The sequence below is a fragment of the Agromyces sp. Leaf222 genome (assembly GCF_001421565.1).
In the GTDB taxonomy this organism is placed as follows: domain Bacteria; phylum Actinomycetota; class Actinomycetes; order Actinomycetales; family Microbacteriaceae; genus Agromyces.
This window is the reverse complement of sequence record NZ_LMKQ01000001.1, coordinates 508858-532232: the sequence shown is the minus strand read 5'-3', so window position 1 is coordinate 532232 and position 23375 is coordinate 508858. Positions and strand designations below refer to the sequence as shown.

Below are 23375 nucleotides of genomic sequence, written 5' to 3'. Positions count from 1 at the left end.
TCCAGTCCTTTCGGTGCTGTGATGCGGTGTGGTGTGGGATGCCGCGATGTGGTGCAGGCGCGGCCTCGACGGTCAGGCGGTTCGGTGCAGCCAGGCCGTGGAGTCTTGGGGCAGCAGTCCGCCGACGAGCGGCGCGCTGCTGAGGAGGATGCGGTCGTGGTCGGGCAGCGCGATCGGGGCGGTGCCGAGGTTGGTGACGCTCACGACGTCGTCGCCACGGCTGAACGCGAGCACGCCGGGTTCACTCGGCAGCCAGGTCATGGGTCCGTCGCCGAGCGAGTGCTCGCGCTTGCGGATGCGCAGGGCCTGCCGGTAGAGCCAGAGCATCGAGCCGGGGTCGGCCTCCTGAGCCTGCACGGTGAGCGCGGCCCAGTCGATGGGCTGCGGCAGCCACGGTGCGGCGACCGTGCCGTCGACGCCCGTCCCGGCGCGGCCCGCATCGGGGCTGAATCCGAACGGGGGCTCGGTGCCGCGCCAGGGCAGGGGCACGCGGCATCCGTCACGCCCGGGGTCGACGCCGCCCGAGCGGAAGTGCATGGGGTCCTCGAGCACGTCTCGCGGCAGCTCGACCTCTGGCAGGCCGAGTTCGTCGCCCTGGTAGAGATAGAGCGAGCCGGGCAGGGCGGCCGTGAGCAGCGCCGCAGCCCGCGCCCGACGGCGCCCGAGCTCGGTGTCGGTCGGCGTGCCGAAGCGCTTCTTGGCGAACGCGAAGCTCGAGTCCTCGCGGCCGTAGCGGGTGACCGGCCGGGTCACGTCGTGGTTCGAGAGCACCCAGGTGCTCGGGGCGCCGACGGGGGCGTGCGCCGCGAGCATGAGGTCGATCGAGGCGCGCAGTTCGTCGGCCTGCCACGGGCGGGTCATGAAGTCGAAGTTGAAGGCGGTGTGCATCTCGTCGGGGCGGAGGTAGGCCGCGAAGCGGGCGGCATCCGGAACCCAGACCTCGCCGACGAGCACGCGGGTGCCCTCGTAGGAATCGGCGATGCGCCGCCACGCACGGTAGACGTCGTGCACCTCGTCGCGGTCCTCGGTGGGGTGTTGGCCCGGTGCGACCTGCGCAGGCACCTCGGGCAGGGTCGGGTCCTTGATGAGCAGGCCGGCGGAGTCGATCCGCACCCCGGCCACGCCGCGGTTGAACCAGAACCGCAGCACGTCCTCGTGCTCGGCGCGCACGTCGGGGTGGTTCCAGTTCAGGTCGGGCTGCTCGGGGGTGAACAGGTGCAGGTACCACTCCCCCGGCGTGCCGTCGGGGTTCTGGGTGCGAGTCCACGTGTCGCCCTGGAAGTTCGAGGTCCAGCTCGTCGGCATCTCGTCGCCGTGCTCGCCCTTGCCCGGGTGGAACCAGAAGCGCTCGCGCTCGGGGCTGCCGGGCCCGGCCGCGAGGGCCTCCTGGAACCAGGGATGCTCGCTCGAGATGTGGTTCGGGACGATGTCGATGATCGTGCGGATGCCGAGGGCGAGCGCCTCGCTGATGAGCAGCTCGGCATCCTCGAGCGTGCCGAAGGTCGGGTGGATGTCGCGGTAGTCCGAGACGTCGTAGCCGCCGTCGGCGAGGGGCGACGGGTACCACGGGTTGAACCAGAGCGCGTCGACGCCGAGTTCCTTGAGATAGCCGAGCCGGCTGCGCACGCCGCGGAGGTCACCGGTGCCGTCGCCGTCGGAGTCGGCGAAGCTGCGCACGTAGACCTGGTAGATCACGGCGCTTCGCCACCACAGGGCGTCATCGGTCGGCAGGGCAGTGGCCGCCGAGCCGAAGGTGGTGAGTGGCGTGGTCACGCGGTGGTCTCCTCTGCGAGCGGGTGGGCGCCACGTCAGAAGAGGACGACGGCGTCGATGTCCGTCAAGGTATTGAAGGCAACAGGATGATGCAACTATTCAACAACCCAGCAGAAGTTTGCGACTACTTGCGTGAAATTGCGGATCACGCTTGCAGATTCCGCGCAAGCGGGCGCCGCCGAAGGCGGCCTGCGGGGCGAGCGCGGGTCAGCGCGGCGAGCGCGGCGCGGGCGCCGTCGACGCGCGCACCACGAGCTCCGGCGCGAAGAACACCTCGTCGCCGATGCTTCGCTCGCTCGACATCTGGCGCATGAGCAGCTCGATGATCATCTTGCCCATCGCCTCGATCGGCTGGCGCACGGTCGTGAGCGGCGGCTCGGTGCAGTTCATCAGGGCCGAGTCGTCGTAGCCGATCACCGAGACGTCGTCTGGCACGCGCAGCCCGGCCCGGCGCACCGCGCGCACGGCGCCGAGCGCCATCGGGTCGCTCGCGCAGATGATGCCCGTGACGCCGGCGGCGATGAGCTTGGTCGCGGCCGTCTGCCCCGACTCGAGCGAGTACAGGGAGTGCACGACGCGGTCGTCGCCGAGCTCGATGCCGTGCCGCTCGGCCATGCGCACCGCGGCCTCGTGCTTGCGCCGCGACGGGATGTGGTCGCGTGGGCCGAGCAGGATGCCGATGCGCTCGTGCCCGAGCTGCAGCAGGTGTCCGAACGCCTGCTCCATCGACGTGACGTCGTCGCACGAGACCGTGGCGAAGCCGATGCCGTCGACCGGCGCGTTCACGAGCACCGTCGGAAGCTTCAGCTCGCGCAGGCGCTCGTAGTGCTCGTGGTTGGCGTCGGCCTGCGCGTATGCGCCGCCCGCGAAGATCACGCCCGAGACCTGCTGGTGCAGCAGCAGCTCGACGTAGTCGGTCTCGGAGATGCCGCCGGCCGTCTGGATGCACAGCACGGGCGTGTACCCGTTCTGCGCGAGGCCGCCGCCGATCGACTCGGCGAGTGCGGGGAAGATCGGGTTCTGCAACTCGGGCATCACGAGGCCCACGAGCCTGGCCCGTTCGCCGCGCAGCTTCGTCGGCCGCTCGTAGCCGAGCACGTCGAGCGCGGTGAGCACCGCGTCGCGCGTCGAGGCCGAGACGCCGGGCTTGCCGTTCAGGACCCGGCTGACCGTGGCCTCGCTGACACCGACCTTGCGCGCGACATCCGCCAGCCTCCTCGACATGAGCGCCATGCTACGGCAGGTCACGCAAGAACTCGACAGACGTCTGGATGCCGCCGCAACCCGACTAGAGTCGGCGCATGGGACGGCTCATCTACAATTCCTCACCGCGCGAACTCGAGATCGACGATCGCACGCTCGCCCACCTGCGCATCGCGATCCTCAACAAGCTGCGCCGATCCGAGAGCTTCTCGCTCACGTGGGAGCACGGGGTCGCGAACGGCAGCGGGCGCACCACGCTCTGGATGCACGAGTCGATCCCGCTGCAGTTCGTGTTCAGCGGAAACCGGCCGCCCAAGCTCAACCGCCTGTGGATCGAGCAGCTGCTCCTCACGGCCAACAGCGCGTCGGGCCTGCAGTACGTGCCGGAGCCCGACGAAGACGACCCCATCGACGACGACTGAGGTCTCGGGGCGCCGGCTCGGCGCCCTCACGACGCGGGCGCTCGTCAGTCCTTCGAGGGCTCGGCCTCGTGGTGCTCGATCTCCTGCACGTCGACGCCGACCTGCACGGGCTGATCGGGCTGCGTCGCGATCGGGTCCGTGTCGAGGTGCTCGGGAACCAGGCGGATGCCGCCCGTGCTGTTGGCCGACCGCATCAGGTCTTCGATCCATTCGCGGCTGAGAGCCGGCGTCTCGGGCTCATCGAAGACGAAGCGCAGCGGGATCGACGGGTGCAGCCAGAGCGTGCTGCGCCCGCGGGGCTGGTCGTCGGGGTGCTGCCAGGAGAGCGTGAAGCTCTCGCCGCGGCGCAGCTTGGTCGTGATCGCGACCTTCACGTGCGCGAGCGCGCGGTCTTCGATGCCGATGGGCGTACCGGAGTCGCCGTAGTAGAGGGTTCCCACCCGTGAATCATAAGTCGACGAACCCCCGATCGCGGCATCCTTTCGGACGACGCGACCGCACAGCGATGCGGGCCAGCACACGACAACGGCGCGGGCCCCCGTGAGGGTGCCCGCGCCGTTGAAGTTGTCGCGTCGTTAGACGGTCTTCTTGCCACCGAGGAAGCGCAGCAGCCACACGATGAGCGCGATGACGAGCAGCACGACGCCGACCCACAGCAGGAAGTTCAGCGACTGCACGAATCCGCCGGTGAACAGCAGGATGATGGCGACGATGGCGATGATGGCGACGAGGATGTTCATGATCTCTCCTTCTCATGACCCGCAGCCCGGGTATTGGCTGCAGACGTTCGGCCTCCGTGATCAGAGATCGTCGGAACCTCGGGGCGGATGCGCTCCGTGGACTCCACGTTAGGGGTCCTGAGGATTCGCTGCGGGGGGTTGACCTATGTCCGGGAGTCCTGCTACATAGGCCGACCCGCGCGCTCCCGCCCCCTCGCGTGCCCCGGCACCGACGCGAACTCCGCGACCCGCGGCGTTGTCAACCCCGGGCCGCGCCCCGACGGATCGCCGTAGCGTGGGCACGGATTCGCTAGGGAGATCCGACGATGTTGAACACCAGACTGATCGATCCGACCACCAAGCACACCACCGATCCGTTCCCCAGGCAGGAGCAGGATCCGCCGGGCATGACCGAGCGCATGGCGCCGCAGCCCGATCACGGAGAGCAGAGCTACCGGGGAGCCGGCCGATTGAACGGGAGGCGCGCCCTCATCACGGGCGGCGACTCCGGCATCGGCCGCGCCGTGGCCATCGCCTTCGCACGAGAGGGGGCGCAGGTCGCGATCTCGTACCTGCCGAGCGAGCAGGCCGATGCCGAGGAGACGGCGGTCTGGGTCGCCGACGCCGGCCGCGATCCGCTGCTGCTGCCGGGAGACCTCCGCAGCGAGCAGCACTGCAAGGACCTCGTCGCCGACACGGAGGCGGCCTTCGGCGCCCTCGACCTGCTCGTGTTGAACGCCGCCCACCAGCGCAACCGCGGCGGCATCGAGCAGATCCCGACCGAGGACTTCGAGCGCGTCATGCGCGTGAACCTCTTCGCCCCCGTGTTCCTCGCTCGCGCGGCCGTTCCGCACATGCAGGCCGGTTCGTCGATCATCAGCACGTCCTCGATCCAGGGCTTCGACCCGTCGTCGTCGCTCGTCGACTACGCCATGACGAAGGCGGCCCTCGTCGCGTTCACGAAGGCACTCGCCGAAGAGCTCGGGCCCCGCGGCATCCGGGTGAACGCCGTCGCCCCAGGGCCGATCTGGACTCCGCTGATCCCGGCCACCGGTTGGCCGGACCACCTTCCCGGCTTCGGCCACGACACCCCGCTCGGACGGGCGGGACAGCCCGCAGAGCTCGCAGGCGCGTACGTCTATCTCGCATCGGATGACGCATCGTACGTCTCGGGCGCGGTGCTGCCGGTGACGGGCGGGCGGGGACTGTGACCCCGTCCGCCTCCCCTCGGTCGACGAACAGGAGAGGAGACCGCGAATGCCAGGACGCAGGAACGCCTCGCTGAAGGATCCGGAGCTCTACGAGACCCTCCGCGACGAGGGGGCCTCGAAGGAGAAGGCCGCGCGCATCTCGAATGCCGCCGCCGCGCAGGGTCGCAGCGCGATCGGCCGCAAGGGCGGCGAGAGCGGCGACTACGAGGACTGGACCGTCGCCGACCTGAGGAAGCGCGCGAAGGACCTCGGCCTCACGGGCTACAGCGGCAGGCGCAAGGCCGAGCTCATCTCGATGCTTCGAGACCACTGAGTCGGATGCCGCGGCTCAGGCACGTCGAACCGTACGCCGCACCCGGGTACACCCGGGTGCGGCGTGGTCGCGGGTTCGCCTACGTGCACGCCGACGGCGGCTCGGCCGGGCGTGCCGAGCGGGCGAGGATCATCGACCTCGCGATCCCGCCGGCGTGGAACGAGGTCTGGATCGCCGACCGGCCGAACGCCCACATCCTCGCCGTCGGGGTGGATGCCGCGGGCCGGCGCCAGTACCTCTACCACCCGGCCTGGCGCGAGGCGCAGGACGCCATGAAGTTCGAGCGGATGCTCGAACTCGCGCGGGTGCTGCCGGCGGCGCGGCGCTCGGCCGCGCGGGATCTCGCCCTCCCCGACCTGCCGCGCGAGCGCGTGCTCGCCGCGGCGTTCCGCACGCTCGACGCCGGTGCGATCCGCGTGGGCTCGGAGGAGTCGCTCGCCGGCTTCCGCAGCCGGGGGCTGACGACCCTGCTCGTGCGCAACGCCGCCGTCGAGGGCGACGCGGTGCGGCTGCGCTTCCGGGCGAAGGGCGGCATCCGCCAGGACCTCGCGATCCCGGATGCCGCGCTCGCCGGGTTCGTCGAGCGTGCCCGGGAGCGGTCGGCGGCCGGGCGCCTCTACGCGTGGATCGACGGTCGCCGATTCCGCGCGCTCGGCCCGGTGGACGTCAACGAGCACATCCGGCTGCAGACGGGGGGCGACTTCACCGCGAAGGACTTCCGCACCCTGCGCGGCACGGTGGCCGCAGCCGAACGCCTCGCCGAGCTCGGGCCGACGACGACCGCGCGGGCCGGCCGCGACGCGATGCGCGACGCCGTCGAGCATGCGAGCTCCGTGCTCGGCAACACGCCGACGATCGCGAAGGGCAGCTACATCGACCCTCGCGTCTTCGCGGCCTACGAGCAGCAGCGCACGCTCTCGTTGCGCGGGGCGCGCGAGCGCGCGCTGCTCGAGCTGCTCGCCGACGACGAGGACTGAGTCGGGCCCACGGCGGCTCGCGCCTCCTCGGCCCGCGCCTCCTCGGCCCGCGCGTCCTCGGCCCGCGCGTCCTCCGTTCTCGAGGCCGGCGCCTCAGTCCTCCCGCACGACCTCTTCGGGCGTCTTGTCGGGTCGCAGACCCCGCCAACGCGGATGCCGCGCGACGCCCGTGCTCGTCCACTCGGCGAGCTCGATCTCGCCGACGAGCTGCGGCTCCACCCAGACGGCGTCTGCTGCGTCCGCATCGGGCACCGCGACGAACGGGGAGGTGTCGCGCTGCGCCTCGTCGAGCCGCACGAGCAGGCGTTCGGTCTCGAGTTCGCGCAGGCCGCTGCCGACCCGCCCGGCGTACTCGAGCCCGCCATCGCCGGGGATGCCGACGAGCAGCGAGCGGATGCGGCCGGTGCGCGAGCCGATGCCCCTGCGGTAGCCGCCGATGACGACCTCCTGCGTGCGCGTGAGCTTGAGCTTCAGCCACTGCTCCGAACGGGTGCCCGGCTGGTAGGTGGACTCCGGGCGCTTCGCCACGAGCCCTTCGAGCCCGAGGCTCCTGGCCTCCTCGAGTGCCGATGCGGGGTCGCCTTCGGCGAGCGCGGGCACCTCGACGGGCACGCCGTGCGCGGGTCGCACGAGCCGCTCGAGCCGGCGTCGCCGCTCGCGGTAGGGGGCATCCGTCACGTCGTCGCCTGCGATCTCGAGCACGTCGAAGAGCAGCAGGCGCACCGGAGCGGATGCCGCGAGCCGCTGCGCCTCTCGAACGCGGGTGAGGTTCATGCGCGACTGCAGCAGCTCGAAGCTCGGACGCCCGTCGTCGTCGAGTGCGACGAGTTCGCCGTCGACGAGCGCATCGCCGCGGAGCGCGCGCGGGAGGCCCGCGAGCTCGGGGTACCTGGCGGTGACGTCGTTGCCGTTGCGGCTGATGATGCGAAGGCCTCCGCCGTCGACGCGGGCGAGCACGCGGATGCCGTCCCACTTGTGCTCGAGCGCCCAGTCTCCACGGGCCAGCAGGCCGAGCGATCCCGGCGAGGCCAGCATCGGGCGCACGAGGATCGGCTCGACCTCGCCGGGCGGGGCCTCCGCCCGACCGGCCGATTCGACCTCCGCCGGGGGCCGCTGGTCCTTCATGCGGTGCATGAGCCAAGTGCTCTTCTCGCCGTCGCCGTCGGTGCGGATGAGTGCGAGTCGCACTGCGCCCAATGGCCCGCCCGGCCGCCCCTGCACGTCCACGATGACCTCGTCGTCGCGCCACTTCTCGGTCGCGAACGTGCCGGAGTCCCAGATCGTCACGCTGCCGGCGCCGTACTCTCCCGCCGGGATGGTGCCCTCGAAGCCGCCGTACTCCATGGGGTGGTCCTCGGTCTGCACGGCGAGGTGGTTCACGCCCGGGTCGTCCGGCACGCCCTTCGGCACCGCCCAGCTCTTCAGCACGCCGTCGCGCTCGAGCCGGAAGTCGAAGTGCAGGCGCCGCGCGTGGTGCTCCTGGATCACGAACCGCGGCGCTCCCCCGCTCGACTCGCCCCAGCTCGAGCCGGGCATGGGCTCGGGCGTCGCGCCGTGCGTGCGCATCGACAGGTAGGTGGCCAACGGGCCGGCCGCCGCGGCACCGGACTCGGCGAGCGACGCGATCGGGTCGATGCCGGATGCCACGCGCGCGAGCACCTCGTCGGCCTCGAGGTGACGCAGGCCGGGGTCGTCGAGCTCCTCCCACGTGCGCGGTGCGGCCACCGTCGGGCGGGCGCGACCGCGGAGCGAGTACGGCGCGATCGTCGTCTTCTTGCCGTTGTTCTGGCTCCAGTCGATGAGCACGCGGCCCGAACGCACGAGCTTGCTCATGCTCGACACGATGAGGCCCTGGTGATCGGCCTCGAGGGCGCGTGCGAGTTCGCGTGCGACATCCGACACCTGCTCGGAGGTCTGCCGCCCGTCGAGCGAGGCATAGAGGTGGATGCCCTTGCTGCCGCTCGTGACCGGCACCGCGTCGAGCCCCATGCCGCCGATGAGGTCGCGCACGAGCCGGGCGACCTCGGCGCACTCCGCCAGGCCCATGCCCTCGCCCGGGTCGAGGTCGAACACGATGCGGTCGGGATTCGCCGGCTGCCCGTCGGGGGCGAACCGCCACTGCGGCACGTGCACCTCGAGCGACGCCTGCTGCGCGAGCCACACGAGCGAGGGACGGTCTGAGGCGATCGGATACGGCTTGTCGCCGTCGGAATGGCGGATCACCCCGCGGCGCAGCCACTCGGGCGCGTGCTCGTCGAGGGTCTTCTCGAAGAAGGGCTTCTCGGGGGTATCAGCCGTGCCGACGCCGTGCACCCACCTGAGCCTGGTCACCGGCCGACCCGCGACGAGCGGCACCATGACGGGCGCGACCTCGGCGTAATAGGCGATGACCTCGCCCTTGGTCATGCCCGTCTCGGGATACATGACCTTGTCGAGGTTCGTCAGCCGGAGCCTCCGGCCGTCGACCTCCACCAACTGCCGCGCACCCTCGGCCATGCCCCCATCCTGCCATCGGGGGTTCCCCGGCGGCGGGAACGGGTGTTCACTTGAGGAATGCGAGCCGTCTGGAAAGGGGCGGTCACATTCGGCCTGGTCAATGTGCCCGTCAAGCTCTACAGCGCCACCGAGGACCACGACGTGTCCCTGCACCAGGTGCACGACGCCGATGGCGGGCGCATCCGGTACCAGCGCATCTGCGAGATCGACGGGCAGGTCGTCGAGTACAAGAACATCGACAAGGCCTACGACGACGGCGAGCGCACGGTCGTCATCACCGATCAGGACCTCAAGTCGCTGCCCGCCGAGCGCAGTCGCGAGATCGAGGTCGTCGAGTTCGTGCCGACCGACCAGATCGACCCGATCATGTTCGATCGCAGCTACTACCTCGAGCCCGACTCGGCGTCGTCGAAGGCCTACGTGCTGCTGCGCGAGACGCTCGAGTCCACCGACCGCACCGCGATCGTGCGCATGGCCCTGCGGCAGAAGACCCGGCTCGCCGCGCTGCGCGTGCACGGCAAGGTGCTCATGGTGCAGACGCTGCTCTGGAGCGACGAGGTGCGCGAGGCCGCGTTCCCCGCGCTCGACGAGGCCGTCAAGGTGACCGCCAAGGAGCTCGAGCTGTCGAAGCAGCTCGTCGAGAGCCTGGTCGCCGAGTTCAAGCCCGACGAGTACGTCGACGAGTACCAGCAGGAACTCCGCACCCTCATCGCCGCGAAGCTCGAGCAGGGCGACGCCCTCGACACCGCGGCGACCTTCGGCGAGCAGCCCGACGAGGAGGGCGGCGAGGTCATCGACCTCATGGAGGCCCTGCGACGCTCGATCGCCTCGAAGCGCGGTGGGGCGGATGCCGCGGGCGAGGCGTCGTCGACATCTGCGAAGCCGAAGAAGGCCGCGTCCGGTGCGAAGGCGAAGTCGGCGACGAAGGAGAAGTCGGCCGCGAAGGAGTCGTCGCCGACGAAGGCGAAGACCGAGAAGCCCAAGGCCCGAAAGGCCGCGTCATGAGACCTGAGCAGCCCGTCGAGGGCTTGGCCCTTCCACGATGACCCCGAGCGCGGGTCCTGTCGGTCAGGACTCGCGCTCGGCTGCGTCTGCGGCTGCGCCTGCGTCTGCGTCTGCGGCGGGGGCATGCGAGATGTCTGCGGATGCCGACGGGGTGGCCGCGGCATCCGTCGACGCGCCGTCGCCGTCACTGTCGCCGTCTTCGTCGTCGCGTCGGCCCGACCCGAGCGAGAGCGTCGCGAAGAAGCCGACCACCAGGAATCCGGCGGCAGCGAACGCCGCGTAGCGGGTGCCGGTGCTGAACGCCTCGGCCGCGTCGGCGCCGATCTCGGCGGTCTTCGGGTTCGCCTCGAGCCCGGCGATCGCCGCGCCGGCGCTGTCGACGACGGCCGAGACGGTCTGGTCGCGCTGCGCCTCTGGCAGCCCGCGCTCGTCGAGGCTGGCGTCGAGCACGTTCGCCGTCGTGGTGAACAGCACCGTGCCGAGGATCGCGATGCCGAGCGCCGAGCCGAGCTGCCGCGAGGTCGACTGCGTGCCCGAACCGGCGCCGCTCTCGGCCACGGGCACGTCCTGCAGCACCACCCCGGTGAGCTGGGCGGTCGCGAGGCCCACGCCGAACCCGTACACGAAGAGCGCCGGCAGCAACCACTGCCACGTGGCATCCGGAGCGATGACCAGGCCGACCCACACGACGCCGATGATCTCGAGCGCGATGCCGAGGCGCACGATGAACACGGCCGGGAGGCGGCCGGACATCGCACCCGCGAAGCCGCTCGCGCCGAACGAGCCGACGGCGAGCGCGAGCAGCACGAACCCGGTCTGCAGGGCGTCGAAGCCGAGCACGAACTGCAGCCAGAGCGGCAGCGAGAGGATGATGCCGAACTCACCGAGCGAGACGATGAGCGCGGCGATGTTGCCGTTGCGGAACGACGGGATCGCGAAGAGCGCGAACGGCAGCATCGTGGGCTTGCCGAGGCGCATGCGCCGCCGGCCCCAGAGCACGAACGCGATGAGCCCGAGCAGCGCGATCGCGAACGCGAACGGGATCGGCGAGATCGCCAACGGCCACTCCCAGTCGCCGAACGAGATGTCGTCCTCTGCGAGCCACCAGCCGTAGGTGCGCCCCTCGATGAGCGCGAACACGAGCGCACCGCTCGTGATCACCGAGAGCACTGCGCCGACGATGTCGATGCGCCTCGGTTCGCCAGGGGCACGCGACTCGTCGATCGTGAGCAGCACGCCGATGATGATGATGATCGCGAACGGGATGTTGATGCCGAACGCCCAGCGCCACGAGAAGTCGGTCGTCAACCAGCCGCCGAGCAGCGGGCCGATCGCCGCCATGCCGCCGATCGTCGAGCCCCACACCGCGAAGGCGATGCCCCGCTCGCGCCCCCGGAACGTCGCATTGATGAGCGAGAGCGTCGTCGGCAGGATCATCGCGCCGCCGACGCCCTGCACGAGCCGCGCCAGGATCAGCAGCTCGCCCGTGGTCGCGAAGGCGGCCGCCACCGACGACAGCGCGAAGATCACGACGCCGATGATCAGCATCCGCCGGCGCCCGAACCGGTCGGCGAGCGTGCCGAACACGAGCAGCAGCGCGGCGAACACGAGCGTGTACGACTCCTGCACCCACTGCACCTGCGTGGAGGTGATGCCGAGGTCGTCGACGATCGCCGGAATGGCGACGTTCACGATCGTCGAGTCGACGATGATCAGCGACACGGCGATGCTGATGAAGACCAGGCCGAACCAGCGGCGGCGGGGTGAAGTGCTCACGTGGGAACCCTAGCCGGGTCAGTGCACGGGCACCGCGACCGGCGCCGCCGAGTCCTCCGGCGCCTCGGCGTCGTAGGCGAGCTGCCGCAGTCGGGCCCCGCGCACCATGCAGATCGCGATGACGGATGCCGCGACCATGCCGATCGCGGCGGCGATGAAAGTCGCTCCGTACCCGTCGGTGAACGAGGTCGCCGCGTCGGCACCGGCAGCCCTGCTCGAGGTGGAGACGGCCACGTAGAGGGCGGTGAAGATCGAGACGCCGATCGAGCCGCCGATCTGCATCGCCGAGTTCGCCGTCGCGGATGCCGCTCCCGCGTCGTGCGGCGCGACGCCGAGCAGCGCGAGGTTCTGCAACGGCACGAACACGAAGCCCATGCCGATGCCCATGAGGATCATGCCGGGCAGCACCTGCACCGCGTACACGCCGTCGGCGGTGATGAAGCTGAGCCAGACGAGGCCGGCCGCCACCACGAGCGGGCCGGCGATCATCAGGTGCCGGGGGCCGAATCGCGCCAGCAGGCGGGTGACGACCGGTGCCGTGACCATGATCGCGAGCGTCAGCGGCAGGCTCGCGAGCCCGGCGCTGAGCGGCGACATCCCGAGCACGATCTGCAGGTGGAAGGTGAGGTAGAGCGTCGCGCCGATCATGACGCTGCCCGCCACGGCCTGGATGAGGAACGCGCCGCCGCGGATGCGGTCGGCGATCACCCGGATCGGGAGGAGCGGCTGCGCGACCTTCGTCTCGATCCAGAGGAAGAGCGCGAGCAGCACCACGCCGGCCGCGAGGAAGCCGATCGTCGAGACTTGGCCCCAACCGCCCTCGGCGAGGCTGAAGCCGTACACGAGCGACCCGAGGCCGAGCGTGACCGTCACCGCACCGACGAGGTCGTAGCGGTTCTCGCCGTCGGCCCGGCTCTCGGAGAGGAAGAACAGGCCGCCGACGAACCCGACCACCACGAACACGAGGTTCACGAGCAGGCACCAGCGCCAGTCGACGAACTCGGTGAGCAGACCGCCGAGCACCAGCCCGACCGCAGCGCCGGCACCGGCGATGGTGCCGAACACGGCGAAGGCCACGTTGCGGTCTCGTCCCGAGGTGAACGTGACGGTGAGCAACGCGAGCGCGGCCGGGGCGAGCAGTGCGGCGAACGCACCCTGCAGACCGCGCGCGATGATGAGTTCCGTCGCCGACTGCGCGAGGCCGCCGTAGAGCGAGGCCGCGCCGAAGCCGACCATGCCGACGAGCAGGGTGCGCTTGCGCCCCCAGTAGTCGGCGATCCGCCCGCCGAGCAGCAGCAGCGCGCCGAACGTCAGCGAGTACGCGGTCACGACCCACTGGCGGAGTCCGTCGGAGAGGCCCAGCTCGAGCTGCGCATCGGGCAGCGCGATGTTGACGATGGTGCCGTCGAGCACGACCATGAGCTGGGTCAGCGAGAGCACGATGAGGCCCAGCCAGCGGTTCGGGATGCGGGCGTTCGGGATGCGGGCGTTCGGGATGCGGGCGCGCGAGGACATGGAAAAACCTCCGGGTGTCGTGTGAGGATGCCGGAGGTTTCAAGCCTCGGACCACGTGCTGAACGCTGCGTGACCGCTCTGGCCGGGGGCCAGACAGGTCTTCCACAGTACCGGATGCCGCGGCCGGAAGACCCCGCGAACGACGAAAGCCCCTCACGAGGAGGGGCTTTCGGGAAGAGCGCGGAGACGAGGGGATTTGAACCCCTGGTCCCCTTACGGGGACTCCACCTTAGCAGGGTGGTGCACTCGGCCGGACTATGCGACGTCTCCTCGCGAGCGCTTGCACGCGCGCGACTGCCATCATAACCCGGGGATGCCGCGAAACACGATTCGGCGCCGGGCGGGGGCGTGCGCCGGCCGTCGACCGGTCGGCGGCCCGCCTACTGGTCTTCGAGCGGGCGGCCCGCGGAGCAGCGGGTCTCGGCGGCCGTCTGGCCGGTGACGTCGCTCGGCAGCGCCTCGGTCGACGGCGCCGGAGCGGCGGGGTCGGCCGGGGCATCGGCCGCCGGCTCTTCAGCCACGGGCTCCTCGGCCGCGGGCGCGGCCGGGTCGGCCGCCGGGTCGGCGGGGATCGTCGTCGGGTCGGCCGCGGAGGCGAAGGAGGCCTGATCGGCGTCGGGGTCGAAGTTCACGGGGATGTCCTGCTGCAGGGCGAGGTTGACGATCTCGGCCGAGTCGGAGGGCAGGACGCCGCCGTCGGTGGTACCCGTCGGGTACTGGATGAAGGCGATCTTCGCGAGGTCGACGTCTTTCATCGCGACGGCGATGGAGACGAGCGTGGTGGGGTTCGCGAGCGTGTCGGAGAGCTGCATGTTCGCGAGCGCCGCCTTGGCGATGCCGAACAGGGCAGCGGGGTCGGACAGCGTGCCACCGGTCTGCACCTTGCGCGCGAGCGCCGAGAGGAAGACCTGCTGATTCGAGATGCGGCCGAGGTCGGAACCGTCGCCGACGCCGTGCCTCGTGCGCAGGAACTGCAGGGCCGGAAGGCCCTGGAGCTCGACGTTGCCCGCCGGCAGGTAGAGGTCGGTGTGCTCGTCTTCGATCGGCTCGGCGATGCACACCTCGACGCCGCCGACGGCTTCGGACAGCCCCGCCACGCCGAGGAACTGCACGACACCAGCAAAGGGGATGACCGTGCCGGTGAGGTCCTCGACCGTCTTCACGACGCAGGCCATGCCGCCGTACTCGAGCACGGAGTTGATCTTCACCGAGGAGAGCGCCGAGAGCGGTTCGCCGGCGGGGTCTTCGGGGTCGGTGCACTCGGGCACGCTCACGAACATGTCGCGCGGGAAGCTGATGACCTCGACGTGCGAGTGGTCTTCGGAGATGTGCATCAGCATGGTCACGTCATTGAGGACCGCGGTCTCTTCGTCGGGGTCGCCGAAGCCGTCGCCCTGGCCCTCGCGGCTGTCGCTGCCGATGACGAGCACGTTGATGCCGCCGGGCATCGCGCCGATGTCGGGAACGCCCTCGAGCACCTCGGCATTGCCGAGCGACACGGTCGGCTTCGCGGTGTTCGCGAGGTCCCATGCGGCGTACGCGGCGACCGCCGTGCCCGAGACGAGGGCGACGGCGAGCACCGATGCCGTGATCTTGCCGAGCGAGCGCAGCACGCTGTGCGGACGCAGGCGGCCGTGCCGTGCGAGGGAAGGGTTCTTGGCGGCGGTGCGGGAGCTGAACTGGCGATCGTCGGTCACGGTCACCTCTCTCGGTAGGTCGTCGTCGCGGCGAAGCGAGCGGTTCGGGTCGGCGGGGGGACATGCGACACGAGTGCGGAGGGCGTGGGATTCGAACCCACGAGACATTTCTGCCCACTGGTTTTCAAGACCAGCTCCATCGGCCGCTCGGACAGCCCTCCTTGCCGCTCTGGGGTTCGTCGGAACGATCTCCGGAGCGGACAGGCCACGATTCTAGCCGACTCGCATCCCGGCAAGCCTTCCAGCCGAGCCTGTGAACGTCCTGAGGCGCCCTCAGCGTCTCAGCCCTCGTTGGCCGTGGAGCATCGCACCTCGGCCGCGGTCTGGCCCGTGACATCCGATGGCAATGCGCCCTCCGGCGCCGTGGGCGCGACCTCCTCGCCCGTCTCCTCGCCGGTCTCCTCGCCGGCGCCCTCGGTGCCGTCCTCTGGCACGGGGGCGGATGTCGCGGGGTCGCCGCCGGTGCCGAACTCCGCCTCGCCCGTGGCCGCCGGGTCGAGCACGATCGGCTGGTCCGCCTGCAGCGCCGCGTTGACGAGGGCCGCCGAGTCGGACGGCTCGACGGCGCTCTGGTCCCACGTGTACACGGTGGGGTACTGCACGAACGCGACCTTCGACAGGTCGACGTCCTGCACGGCGCGTGCGATCGAGATGAGCACCGGCGGGCTCTGCAGTGCGCTCGACAGGCTCATGTTCGACAGGATCGCCTTCGCCATCGAGTAGAGCTTCACCGGATCGCCCAGCGTGCCCTCGCCCTGCAGCTTGCGCATCATCGCCGACAGGAACACCTGCTGGTTCGAGATGCGGCCGAGGTCGGATCCGTCGCCCACGCCGTGACGCACCCGCAGGAACTGCAACGACTGCATGCCGCTGAGCGTCTGCATGCCCGGCGCGAGGTGGATGCCCGTGTAGTCGTCGTCGATCTGCTCGGCGATGCACACCTCGACGCCGCCGACGGCCTCGGCGAGCGCCGCGACGCCGTAGAACTCGACGATGCCGCCGACCGGGATCGTCACGCCGGTCAGCTGCTGCACGGTCGCGGCCACGCAGTTGAACCCGCCGTACGAGAGCACGGTGTTGATTTTCACGGACGAGAGCGCCGAGAGCGGTTCGCCGCCCGGGTCGGCGGGGTCGGGGCATTCCGGCACCTCCACGAGCAGGTCGCGCGGAAAGCTCACGACCTCGACATGCGTGTGGTCCTGCGAGATGTGCACGAGCATCGTCACGTCGTTCAGCACCGCCGAGTCCTCCTCGGGGTCGCCGAACGATCCGTCGGCCGGTCGCTTGTCGCTGCCGACGAGCAGGAAGGTCAGCCCTCCGTCCATCGCGCCGATGTCGGGCACCCCCTCGAGGAGTTCCTCGTTCTCCAGCGTCAGCGTCGGCGCCGAGACCGCGGTCTTCACGAGGTCGACGGCGGCGAACGCGGCCACCGCGACGCCGCTGATCGCCACGATCGCCACGACGGATGCCGCGAGCTTGGCCGCCGAGACCCAGCCGTTGTGTCGCGGCATCCGTCCGTGCCGAGGCGGTTCGGGTTTGAGGGGCCGAGGAGGCGGCAGGTCGAGACCGCGGGTGCGGGGCTTCTGCGCCGCCTCGGCATCGGCAGGCACGACGGCGTCCGGATCGACTTCGTCAGCCGCCCCGTCAAGCCCCTCACGATCATCGCTCACGACGACACTCCCCTGAGTGCCGAGTGTAACCGGGCGAGGGGGCGACGACCGGGGAGGTCGGGCGCCGGGCTAGGGCAGCGTGTCGAGCACCACGGCGAGTCCGGCCTCGTCGACGGAGCCCGTGACCTCGGTCGCGGCGCCCTTGACCTCGTCGGGCGCCTGGCCCATCGCGACGGCCCGACCGGCCGCACCCGCCCACGTGAACATCTCGATGTCGTTGCGGCCGTCGCCGACGGCGATGACCCGGTCGAGCGCGTGTCCCTGCCACCCGCGCACGCGTTCGAGCGCGGTCGCCTTGCTCACGCCGTCGGGCGCGATGTCGAGCCACGCGGTCCAGCCGATGGCGTAGCTGACCTGGTGCAGGCCCATGCCCGCGACGATGTCCATGAACTCGTCGGCGCCGTGCTCGGGTGAGACCACCACGACGCGCGTCGCGCTCGGCACGAAGAGCCCCTCGAACTCGACCTGGCGCGCGGAGTCGAGGTTCCAGGTGTCCATGCCGGCGGTGTAGATGCGTTCGCCGTCGGGGAGCTCGACCATGAATCGCCCGTCGGGCAGGAACGAGCGGATGCGCTCGAGTGCCGCCGTCGGGTCGAACGTCTCGATATGCGTTCGCACGTACCCGTCGGATGCCGCGTCGTCGCGCTTCATCGTCACCGCGCCGTTCGCGCAGACCACGTACTCGGGCCGAAGGCCGAGCGTCTCGAGCACGCTCGACGTGCCCGCCCACGAGCGACCGGTCGCGATCGTGACCTCGTGTCCGCGATCGCGGGCGGAGGCCACGGCCGAGGCGACCGCCGGGTCGATCGACTCGTCTTCGTGCATGATCGTGCCGTCGACGTCGAGCGCCACGAACCAGGGGTCGGTCGTGAGGTCGGCCCGCGGCATCCGCTCGCTCATCGGGTGACGGGTTCGAGCACCTCGAGGCCGCCGAGGTACCCGCGCAACGCCTCGGGCACGCGCACCGACCCATCGGCCTGCTGGTGCGTCTCGAGGATCGCGACGATCCAGCGGGTGGTGGCGAGCGTGCCGTTCAAGGTCGCGACCGGTGCCGTCTTGCCCGATTCGGTGCGGTGGCGGATGTCGAGGCGGCGGGCCTGGAAGGTCGTGCAGTTCGACGTGGAGGTCAGCTCGCGGTAGGCGCCCTGCGTTGGCACCCAGGCCTCGACGTCGTACTTGCGGGCCGCGCTCGACCCGAGGTCGCCGGCGGCGGTGTCGATGACGCGGTAGCTGAGGCCCAGGTCTTGCAGCATGCCCTCCTGCCAGCCGAGCAGGCGCTCGTGCTCGGCCTCGGCGTCGGCCGGGTCGATGTAGCTGAACATCTCGAGCTTGTTGAACTGGTGCACGCGGATGATGCCGCGGGTGTCGCGGCCGGCCGAGCCGGCTTCGCGGCGGTAGCAGGTCGACCACCCGGCGTAGCGGATGGGCCCGTTCGACACGTCGATGATCTCGTCGGCGTGGTAGCCGGCGAGCGCGACCTCGCTCGTGCCCGTGAGGTAGAGGTCGTCGGCCGGCAGGTGGTAGATCTCGTCGGCGTGGGCGCCGAGGAACCCGGTGCCCTGCATGATCTCGGGGCGCACGAGCGTCGGCGTGATGAGCGGCGTGAACCCGGCCGCGAGCGCGCGGTCGAGGCCCATGTTCATGATCGCGAGCTCGAGGCGCGCGCCGATGCCCTTGAGGTAATGGAACCGGGCGCCGGCGACCTTGGCGCCCCGCTGCATGTCGATCGCGTCGAGCAGCTCGCCGATCTCGAGGTGGTCGCGCGGTTCGAAGTCGAAGGTCGGCCGCTCGCCGACCTCGCGCAGCAGCACGAAGTCGTCTTCGCCGCCGGCGGGCACGCCGTCGACGACGACGTTGCCGATGCGCCGCACGGCCTCGGTGAACGCCTCTTCGGCGACCGTCGTCTCGGCGTGGGCCTGCTTGACCCTGGCCGCCAGGTCTTGGGCCTGCGCGACGAGCGCCGCCTTCTCGTCTTTCGGCGCCTGGGCGACCTGCTTGCCGAAGGCGTTCTGCTCGGCGCGCAGCGTCTCGTAGGCGGAGATCGCCTTGCGACGGTGCGCATCGAGGTCGACCGCGGCATCCACCAGCGCCGCGGACTCTCCACGCAGCTCCTGCGAATGCTTGATCAGGTCGGGGTTCTCTCGAAGCAGCACGGGGTCGATCACGCGTGCAAGTCTATCCGGGGGGCCCGGATGCAATACCGTTGGCTCCGTGGCGCGGGGCGAGAAGCAGAAGGCGGCGAAGACCGCAGGCCCTCAACGGCGCGTCGCGGTGATCTTCAACCCGAGCAAGCAGGGCGTCGAGACCCTGCGCACGACCATCGCCGAGGTCGCCGAGCAGCAGGGTTTCGCCGATCCGCTCTGGATCGAGACGACCGTCGACGATCCGGGCAAGGGCATGGCGCTCGAGGCCCGCGAGTCCAAGGTCGACCTGGTGGTCGCCGCGGGCGGCGACGGCACCGTGCGCTCGGTCGCGGCCGGGCTCCGCGACAGCGGCATCCCCGTCGGCATCGTGCCGATCGGCACCGGCAACCTCTTCGCACGCAACCTCGACATCCCCGTCAACGACATGCACGGGGCGGCGGAGCTCGCCTTCTCGGGCCTCGACCGCGCCGTCGACGTCGTCGTCGCCGACATCACCCGGCCGAACGGCGACACCGAGACCCACACGTCGCTCGTGATGGCCGGCATCGGCATCGACGCCGCGATGATCTCGAGCACGAACCCCGACCTGAAGAAGCGCGTCGGCTGGCTCGCCTACGTCGACGCCGGACTGCGCGCGCTGCCCGCCTCGAAGCCGTACCGCGCCTACTACCGAACGGATGCCGGCCGGCTGCACCGGTCGAAGGTCTCGACCATTCTCGTGGCCAACCTCGGCTACCTGCCGGGCAACATCGAACTCATCCCCGACGCCCAGCTCGACGACGGCCGCCTCGACATGGCCGTGCTGCAGCCGCGCAACTTCCTCGGGTGGATCTTCATCTGGCGCAAGGTGACCTGGGAGAACCCGGTGCTGCGCAAGTCGGCCCTCGGTCGGCAGATCATGGACCTCACGGGCGGCAGCCGCCGCCGCGAGATCATCTACTCCCGCGGTCGCTCGGTCGACATCGAGATCGGCGAGGGCGCAGAGGAGTTCGAGATCGACGGCGACGAGTTCGGCACCGTCGTGTCGGCCAGGTTCACGGTCGACCCCGCGGCGCTCATCGTGCGCGTGCCCTCGCTCGACTGAGCTGCGGCCAGCGCCGCGCCTCTCGGCCAGAAGCACCACACGAACACGAGGGCCAGGGCGGATGTCGCGGCGAGCGTCGCGATCGCGTTGCTCGCCTGGCCGAGCGAACTCAGGATCGCCCAGCGCTCGTTCATCGCGTTCATGTCCGCCTCCGACATCTCCTGTCCGCCGTAGGAGTTCATCTCGTCGTAGCCGTCGGCGATCACCTGCGAGAGCCATTGGAGGCCCGCGATCGAGAGCACGAGCACGGCGACCAAGGCGAGCAACGCGGGGTTGCGGATCGCCGCAGACGGGCGACTCATGAGGTCCGCCTGCGCCGGGACTGCACGGCCCACATCGCGAGCACGACGACGACCCCGAGTGCTCCCGCCTGCACGAGGCCGATCGCGAGCGCGGAGAGCGCACTCAGGAACGCCTGCGATTCGGCCCCGGCCATGCGCCCGGTGGGGCGCATCTGCTCGAGGTTCACATTCCAGGTGAGCACTACGCCCGCGATGACGAACGCGGCACTCGCTGCGAGCGCGACCCAGAACGAGAGCGACGGATGCCGCACGAACGGCGACTCGCTCAGCGGCTCCGGCTCGACGACGAAGTCGTCATGAGCGCCCATTCCGTCATCGGCATGCAGTGCCTGCTCGAGCGGCGAGGGCTCGATGCGGCCCTGACTCTGCGCCTCGGCGGCGTACGACGTGGTCGCCTCGGCGCCCGCCTTCGGGCCGAAGTAGGCGAGCAGGGTCGCGGCGTGATCCGGTTCGGAAACCCGGGTAGGGGCGAAGGGAGCGGCGGCCTCGATCCGGGGCGTCGGCCGCTCCGGAGGTGCTCCGGGCGGGCGGGGACCGAACAGCGCCGCCTCCTCGGCGGTCGGCGGGGCGTCGGGCCTGCGGCGTTCGGCCGCGCGAGCGGCGGCCGCGGCATCCGTCTTATACCCGCGCTGGAATCTGGGATCGAACCTCGGGTCGATGCCCCGCGCGGCCTCATTGCTCATCGCGTGTCCTTCGGTGTCGGGTGGGCGCTGCCGGTCACGGGTCGGACGGCTCAGTCGGGCTCGCCGCTGAGCAGTCCGCGCAGCCAGTCGCGCGCCTCGATGAAGATCTCGTCATCGTACTTCGCGTGGTACTCGATCTCACGCTGGTCGGCGCGCGGATAGGAGCCGAGGAAGATGACGTTCGGGCTCGTGCGGCGAAGGCCGAGCAGGGCGTCGGCGACGCGCTCGTCGGCCACGTGGCCGTCGAGGTCGACGACGAAGCGGTAGCGGCCGAGGGCGTCGCCGATGGGGCGGGACTCGAGTAGCGAGAGATTGACGCCTCGCGTCGAGAACTGCTCGAGCATCGCCATCAGCGCGCCGGACTCGTCGCTCGGCAGTTCGACGATGAGGCTCGTCTTGTCGGCGCCCGTCGGCTCGGGCAGCGCGCGCGAGCGCGACACGAGCACGAACCGGGTGACCGCGTTGGGGTTGTCGCCGATGTCGCGCGCGAGCACGACGACGTCGTGGTGCTCGGTGATGCCGGGCGGGGCGACCGCGGCATCGGCCGCGCTGTCGGCGTCGAAGAGGGATGCCGCCGACTGCACGTTGCTCGACGCGGGGATGTGACCGTGCTCTGGCAGGTGCCGTTCGAGCCACCCGCGCGACTGCGCGTAGGCCACGGGGTGCGCGTTGACGGTTCGCACGTCGGCGAGCGTGGTGCCGGGGCGCGCGACGAGCACGAAGTTCACGGGCACGAGCACCTCGCCGACGATGCGCAGGCCGGGCACCGTCGCGAGCGCATCCTGCGTCGCGGAGACGCCGCCCTCGATCGAGTTCTCGATCGCGATCATCGCGGCCACCGAACGGCCGCTCGTGACATCCGAGAGCGCCTCGCCCACGTTGTTGACCGACCGCCACGTCTTGCCGGCCGCCTCTGGCACCTGCTTCAGCGCGGCCTCGGTGAAGGTGCCGGCCGGCCCGAGGTACGAGTACGTCTCGTCGGGGGGCGTGGGTGCGGCATCCGTCATGCAGCAAGCCTAGCCAGCGGTCGGGCGCCGAAGGGCTAGCGTCGAGATCGTCCGCGACACGCGAACCGTGAGGAGGACGCGATGACCACCACCCTCGAGACGCCGGCCAGGAACCGAACCGTGCCGACCGACGCCGAGCGGCAGGCCGCGCTCCGGCGCATGAAGCGGCTCGCGACGGGGCTGCTCATCGTCGCCGCGATCGTGTTCACGGTGGCGTTCGCGCTGCAGGACGAGATCCCGTGGCTCGCGTACGTGCGCGCCGCGGCCGAGGGCGCGATGGTCGGCGCGATCGCGGACTGGTTCGCGGTGACCGCGCTGTTCCGGCATCCGCTCGGCCTGCCGATCCCCCACACCGCGATCATCCCGACGCGCAAGAACGAGATCGGCGCGACGCTCGGCGCCTTCGTCGAGGACGAGTTCCTCTCCGACGAGGTCGTGCTCGGCAAGCTCCGCTCGATCGGCATCTCGCGCCGCCTGGGCGGATGGCTCGCGCAGCCCGCCAACGCCGAGCGGCTGACCGCGGAGGCATCCGTCGCCGCCCGCGGGGTGCTCGAGCTCCTGGGCGATGACGACGTCGAAGACGTCATCGAGCGCCTCGCACGCAAGCACCTCTTCGAGCCGGAGTGGGCGCCGTCGGTCGGCCGCGTCGGCGCACGCCTCGTGGCCGCCGACCAGCAGCGTGCCGCCGTCGACGGCCTGCTCGACAAGGCCGAGGAGTGGCTCGTCGCGCATCCCGAGGCGTTCGGCAGCATGGTCTCCGACCGCCTGCCGCGATGGATGCCCGGATTCGTCGACCGGCTCGTCGACGATCGTGCGGCCCGCGAGGTGCTCGCCTTCGTGCACGCGGTGCGCGACGACCCGCGGCATCCGCTGCGCGAGGCGATCGATCGCTACCTCGCCGATCTCGCCGACGCCCTGCAGCACGACCCCGTCACGATCGCCCGCGTCGAGGGCATCAAGAACGACCTGCTCGAGAGCCCGCGCGTGCGCGAATTCGCGGGCGAGGCCTGGACCGCCGTGAAGGCCGCCCTCGACGACTCGCTCGCCGACCCCCAGAGTGAGCTGCGTGCGAGCCTGCGCTCAGCGATCGTCGAGGTCGGCACCCGGCTCGTCACCGACGAGACGCTGGCCGCGAAGGTCGACACCTGGGTGACGGATGCCGCGGCCTACGTCGTGCGCACTTATCGGCACGAGATCGCGGGCGTCATCACCGAGACCGTCGAGCGCTGGGACGCCGCGGAGACCACCCGCAAGCTCGAGCTGCAGGTCGGGCGCGACCTGCAGTTCATCCGCATCAACGGCACGGTCGTCGGCGCACTCGCGGGGCTCGCGATCTTCAGCGTGGCGACGGCGCTGCACTCGGTCGTCTGAGTCGGCT

Annotated in this window: 20 protein-coding genes and 2 tRNA genes; 7 read left to right on the top strand and 15 right to left on the bottom strand. The window is 70.7% G+C overall.

Going from position 1 to position 23375, the window contains the following annotated elements; genetic code table 11:
- Positions 1 to 72 precede the first annotated feature (72 nt).
- Together ASE68_RS02300 and ASE68_RS02295 are read right to left on the bottom strand one after the other, a co-directional pair.
- Positions 73 to 1773, bottom strand: coding sequence for an alpha-amylase family glycosyl hydrolase (locus ASE68_RS02300; RefSeq protein WP_200921647.1), 1701 nt, complete (start codon positions 1771 to 1773; stop codon positions 73 to 75).
- A 207-nt stretch (positions 1774 to 1980) separates the two neighbouring features.
- Positions 1981 to 2997 carry a LacI family DNA-binding transcriptional regulator gene (locus ASE68_RS02295; RefSeq protein ID WP_055860535.1) on the bottom strand — a complete coding sequence of 339 codons (1017 nt, stop codon included), beginning with the start codon at positions 2995 to 2997 and terminating at the stop codon, positions 1981 to 1983.
- A 77-nt stretch (positions 2998 to 3074) separates the two neighbouring features.
- On the opposite strand from ASE68_RS02295, the gene ASE68_RS02290 reads away from it, so the two are divergent.
- Positions 3075 to 3398: a hypothetical protein gene (locus tag ASE68_RS02290; protein WP_055854774.1), complete on the top strand. Its 324-nt coding sequence runs from the start codon at positions 3075 to 3077 to the stop codon at positions 3396 to 3398.
- 44 nt (positions 3399 to 3442) lie between these two features.
- On the opposite strand, the gene ASE68_RS02285 is transcribed toward ASE68_RS02290, so the two are convergent.
- Both ASE68_RS02285 and ASE68_RS20485 read right to left on the bottom strand, forming a co-directional pair.
- Complete coding sequence (locus ASE68_RS02285; protein ID WP_235480740.1) at positions 3443 to 3838, bottom strand: hypothetical protein; 396 nt, start codon at positions 3836 to 3838, stop codon at positions 3443 to 3445.
- A 135-nt stretch (positions 3839 to 3973) separates the two neighbouring features.
- Positions 3974 to 4138: a hypothetical protein gene (locus ASE68_RS20485; protein ID WP_200921645.1), complete on the bottom strand. Its 165-nt coding sequence runs from the start codon at positions 4136 to 4138 to the stop codon at positions 3974 to 3976.
- Between the two features lie 305 nt (positions 4139 to 4443).
- Here ASE68_RS20485 and ASE68_RS02280 point away from each other — a divergent pair, with 305 nt between their 5' ends.
- Genes ASE68_RS02280 through ASE68_RS02270 form a run of 3 tightly spaced genes read left to right on the top strand, consistent with a single transcriptional unit; the run spans position 4444 to position 6618 of the window.
- Positions 4444 to 5328 carry an SDR family oxidoreductase gene (locus ASE68_RS02280; RefSeq protein ID WP_055854772.1) on the top strand — a complete coding sequence of 295 codons (885 nt, stop codon included), beginning with the start codon at positions 4444 to 4446 and terminating at the stop codon, positions 5326 to 5328.
- A gap of 46 nt (positions 5329 to 5374) precedes the next feature.
- The gene (locus ASE68_RS02275) at positions 5375 to 5641 is read left to right on the top strand and encodes a Rho termination factor N-terminal domain-containing protein (protein WP_055854769.1); all 267 of its coding nucleotides are present in this window, start codon (positions 5375 to 5377) and stop codon (positions 5639 to 5641) included.
- Between the two features lie 5 nt (positions 5642 to 5646).
- Positions 5647 to 6618, top strand: a complete 972-nt coding sequence (locus tag ASE68_RS02270; RefSeq protein WP_055854766.1) for a DNA topoisomerase IB — start codon at positions 5647 to 5649, stop codon at positions 6616 to 6618.
- A 93-nt stretch (positions 6619 to 6711) separates the two neighbouring features.
- Here ASE68_RS02270 and ASE68_RS02265 read toward each other — a convergent pair whose 3' ends face one another.
- Positions 6712 to 9114, bottom strand: a complete 2403-nt coding sequence (locus ASE68_RS02265) for an ATP-dependent DNA ligase (RefSeq protein ID WP_055854763.1) — start codon at positions 9112 to 9114, stop codon at positions 6712 to 6714.
- 57 nt (positions 9115 to 9171) lie between these two features.
- On the opposite strand from ASE68_RS02265, the gene ASE68_RS02260 reads away from it, so the two are divergent.
- Entirely contained in the window at positions 9172 to 10119 is a 948-nt protein-coding gene (locus ASE68_RS02260) for a Ku protein (RefSeq protein WP_055854759.1), read from the top strand.
- 63 nt (positions 10120 to 10182) lie between these two features.
- On the opposite strand, the gene ASE68_RS02255 is transcribed toward ASE68_RS02260, so the two are convergent.
- The 8 genes from ASE68_RS02255 to serS all read right to left on the bottom strand — a co-directional run bounded on the left by ASE68_RS02255 (position 10183) and on the right by serS (position 18942).
- On the bottom strand, positions 10183 to 11895 hold the full coding sequence (locus ASE68_RS02255) for an MFS transporter (RefSeq protein WP_082461880.1): 1713 nt from the start codon (positions 11893 to 11895) through the stop codon (positions 10183 to 10185).
- Between the two features lie 18 nt (positions 11896 to 11913).
- Positions 11914 to 13410 carry an MFS transporter gene (locus ASE68_RS02250; RefSeq protein WP_157421498.1) on the bottom strand — a complete coding sequence of 499 codons (1497 nt, stop codon included), beginning with the start codon at positions 13408 to 13410 and terminating at the stop codon, positions 11914 to 11916.
- A gap of 181 nt (positions 13411 to 13591) precedes the next feature.
- Positions 13592 to 13680: transfer RNA gene (locus ASE68_RS02245), tRNA-Ser, on the bottom strand.
- A gap of 110 nt (positions 13681 to 13790) precedes the next feature.
- Positions 13791 to 15107, bottom strand: a complete 1317-nt coding sequence (locus ASE68_RS02240; protein ID WP_235480739.1) for an LCP family protein — start codon at positions 15105 to 15107, stop codon at positions 13791 to 13793.
- 76 nt (positions 15108 to 15183) lie between these two features.
- Positions 15184 to 15268, bottom strand: a tRNA-Ser gene (locus tag ASE68_RS02235).
- A gap of 120 nt (positions 15269 to 15388) precedes the next feature.
- Positions 15389 to 16618 carry an LCP family protein gene (locus tag ASE68_RS02230; RefSeq protein ID WP_055854755.1) on the bottom strand — a complete coding sequence of 410 codons (1230 nt, stop codon included), beginning with the start codon at positions 16616 to 16618 and terminating at the stop codon, positions 15389 to 15391.
- A gap of 228 nt (positions 16619 to 16846) precedes the next feature.
- Positions 16847 to 17677 carry an HAD family hydrolase gene (locus ASE68_RS02225; RefSeq protein WP_157421497.1) on the bottom strand — a complete coding sequence of 277 codons (831 nt, stop codon included), beginning with the start codon at positions 17675 to 17677 and terminating at the stop codon, positions 16847 to 16849.
- Positions 17674 to 18942: a serine--tRNA ligase gene (serS, locus tag ASE68_RS02220; protein WP_055854751.1), complete on the bottom strand. Its 1269-nt coding sequence runs from the start codon at positions 18940 to 18942 to the stop codon at positions 17674 to 17676. Before serS ends, ASE68_RS02225 begins: the two co-directional genes overlap by 4 nt.
- A gap of 46 nt (positions 18943 to 18988) precedes the next feature.
- On the opposite strand from serS, the gene ASE68_RS02215 reads away from it, so the two are divergent.
- Positions 18989 to 20005, top strand: coding sequence for a diacylglycerol kinase family protein (locus ASE68_RS02215; RefSeq protein ID WP_055854747.1), 1017 nt, complete (start codon positions 18989 to 18991; stop codon positions 20003 to 20005).
- Positions 20006 to 20303: 298 nt separating this feature from the next.
- On the opposite strand, the gene ASE68_RS02210 is transcribed toward ASE68_RS02215, so the two are convergent.
- A complete protein-coding gene (locus ASE68_RS02210) occupies positions 20304 to 20990 on the bottom strand; it encodes a hypothetical protein (RefSeq protein ID WP_055854744.1) in 687 nt (228 codons plus the stop codon).
- A gap of 50 nt (positions 20991 to 21040) precedes the next feature.
- Positions 21041 to 21997 carry a prephenate dehydratase gene (gene pheA, locus ASE68_RS02205; protein ID WP_055854739.1) on the bottom strand — a complete coding sequence of 319 codons (957 nt, stop codon included), beginning with the start codon at positions 21995 to 21997 and terminating at the stop codon, positions 21041 to 21043.
- 81 nt (positions 21998 to 22078) lie between these two features.
- On the opposite strand from pheA, the gene ASE68_RS02200 reads away from it, so the two are divergent.
- Positions 22079 to 23368 carry a DUF445 domain-containing protein gene (locus ASE68_RS02200; RefSeq protein WP_055854736.1) on the top strand — a complete coding sequence of 430 codons (1290 nt, stop codon included), beginning with the start codon at positions 22079 to 22081 and terminating at the stop codon, positions 23366 to 23368.
- The last annotated feature ends 7 nt before the right edge of the window (positions 23369 to 23375 follow it).

Excerpts from the sequence above, each read along its gene's own strand:
- ASE68_RS02295 (WP_055860535.1), bottom strand. The coding sequence starts at position 2,997 with ATGTCGAGGAGGCTGGCGGATGTCGCGCGCAAGGTCGGTGTCAGCGAG.
- ASE68_RS02290 (WP_055854774.1), top strand. The coding sequence starts at position 3,075 with ATGGGACGGCTCATCTACAATTCCTCACCGCGCGAACTCGAGATCGAC.
- ASE68_RS20485 (WP_200921645.1), bottom strand. The coding sequence starts at position 4,138 with ATGAACATCCTCGTCGCCATCATCGCCATCGTCGCCATCATCCTGCTG.
- ASE68_RS02280 (WP_055854772.1), top strand. The coding sequence starts at position 4,444 with ATGTTGAACACCAGACTGATCGATCCGACCACCAAGCACACCACCGAT.
- ASE68_RS02275 (WP_055854769.1), top strand. The coding sequence starts at position 5,375 with ATGCCAGGACGCAGGAACGCCTCGCTGAAGGATCCGGAGCTCTACGAG.
- ASE68_RS02270 (WP_055854766.1), top strand. The coding sequence starts at position 5,647 with ATGCCGCGGCTCAGGCACGTCGAACCGTACGCCGCACCCGGGTACACC.
- ASE68_RS02265 (WP_055854763.1), bottom strand. The coding sequence starts at position 9,114 with ATGGCCGAGGGTGCGCGGCAGTTGGTGGAGGTCGACGGCCGGAGGCTC.
- ASE68_RS02260 (WP_055854759.1), top strand. The coding sequence starts at position 9,172 with ATGCGAGCCGTCTGGAAAGGGGCGGTCACATTCGGCCTGGTCAATGTG.
- ASE68_RS02250 (WP_157421498.1), bottom strand. The coding sequence starts at position 13,410 with ATGTCCTCGCGCGCCCGCATCCCGAACGCCCGCATCCCGAACGCCCGC.
- ASE68_RS02230 (WP_055854755.1), bottom strand. The coding sequence starts at position 16,618 with ATGCCGCGACACAACGGCTGGGTCTCGGCGGCCAAGCTCGCGGCATCC.
- ASE68_RS02225 (WP_157421497.1), bottom strand. The coding sequence starts at position 17,677 with ATGAGCGAGCGGATGCCGCGGGCCGACCTCACGACCGACCCCTGGTTC.
- ASE68_RS02210 (WP_055854744.1), bottom strand. The coding sequence starts at position 20,990 with ATGAGCAATGAGGCCGCGCGGGGCATCGACCCGAGGTTCGATCCCAGA.
- pheA (WP_055854739.1), bottom strand. The coding sequence starts at position 21,997 with ATGACGGATGCCGCACCCACGCCCCCCGACGAGACGTACTCGTACCTC.
- ASE68_RS02200 (WP_055854736.1), top strand. The coding sequence starts at position 22,079 with ATGACCACCACCCTCGAGACGCCGGCCAGGAACCGAACCGTGCCGACC.